Genomic DNA, 1,429 nt, shown 5'->3' on the forward strand with positions numbered 1-1,429 from the left:
GGCCGTGTCCCGTTACGTGGTGTAACAGCGTCACCGTTGGGGCGTGAAGCGGAGGGAGCGTAGCGACCGGAGCTTCATGCCCCAACGGTGGCATGGCTTCTGTCTAGGCGGCCATCGCCAATCTTCGGTAGAGTTCGGGTTGCGAAACCAATGAACCTATCGGAGACGACGATGACCACAGACAGAATGGCCCTTATCGAGCTGGTTGAAAAGGGCGCTGATGCAGATCTCGTTCGCGAGATGTTGGCATTTGCCGCTGAGCGAATGATGGAAGCTGAAGTGCAGGTGCTGACTGGTGCCGCGCATGGCGCTCGCGACCCTGCCGGGCGACAGGTCCAGCGCAACGGCTATCGAGAGCGTTCCTGGGAGACCAGGGCCGGCCACATCGAACTGGAGATCCCGCGGCTACGCAAGGGATCGTATTTCCCATCCTTCCTTGAACCCCGTCGGACTGCCGAGAAGGCCCTGACGGCGGTGATCCAGGAAGCCTATGTCCAGGGCATTTCGACGCGATCGGTCGATAATCTCGTGAAGGCCATGGGCGCTACGGGCATCTCCAAGAGCGCCGTCAGCCGACTGATCCAAGAGATCGACGAACGGGTTAACGCTTTCCTCAACAGGCCAATCGAGGGCGAATTCCCTTATCTGTGGCTCGATGCGACCTACATCAAATCGCGCCAGGGTGGCCGGATTGTGTCGACCGCGACGATAATAGCTGTCGGTGTCAGCAACGATGGCCGCCGCGAGATACTGGGCGTCGACACCGGGCCAACCGAGGCCGAAACCTTCTGGAAGGGCTTCTTGCGCTCTCTTGCCGATCGCGGGCTCAGGGGCGTCAAACTTGTCATTGCAGACGATCACAAGGGCCTACGCGCCGCTGCCAGCAAGGTCTTCCACGCAACCCAGCAACGCTGTCGGATTCATTGGATGCGCAATGCGCTCGCCCATGTTTCCACTAAGCAGCGTGCCGCCGTCACCGCCATGATCAAGACAATTTTCGCGCAGGAAACTGCTCAGGAGGCTCATAAGCAATGGCAAACAGTCGCCGATGCCCTGCGTGATCGCGCTCCCAAACTTGCTGAGATGATGGATGGCTCCCGCGAAGACGTCCTCGCCTACACAGCCTTCCCGAAAGAACATTGGCCGCAGATTTCCAGCACAAATCCCCTGGAACGTCTCAACGGAGAGATCAAACGAAGGTCCGACGTTGTCGGCATCTTTCCCAATGACGCGGCCATTGTACGCCTCGTCGGAGCCCTCATGCTCGAACAGCAGGACGAATGGGCCGTGGCTCGCCGATATATGACACTTGAAAGTCTCGCCACCGTCAGCGACAATCCCCTCATCAGTTTGCCCGGCGTGGCAGCCTGATCCAGTCCGATCCTCTACCGAGGATACCCGCTGTTACACCATCCCGCGGGACACGATC

Annotated in this window: 1 protein-coding gene; it reads left to right on the forward strand. The window is 59.4% G+C overall.

What is annotated here, in order from left to right; translation table 11 throughout:
- The first annotated feature begins 171 nt into the window (after positions 1-171).
- Positions 172-1,371: an IS256 family transposase gene (locus tag ACODR8_RS19885; RefSeq protein ID WP_037542386.1), complete on the forward strand. Its 1,200-nt coding sequence runs from the start codon at positions 172-174 to the stop codon at positions 1,369-1,371.
- The last annotated feature ends 58 nt before the right edge of the window (positions 1,372-1,429 follow it).

The organism is Sphingobium sp. FG58 (genome assembly GCF_057809055.1).

Bases quoted from the DNA above. Each gene is read 5' to 3' on its own strand.
- ACODR8_RS19885 (WP_037542386.1), top strand. From the start codon at position 172: ATGACCACAGACAGAATGGCCCTTATCGAGCTGGTTGAAAAGGGCGCT.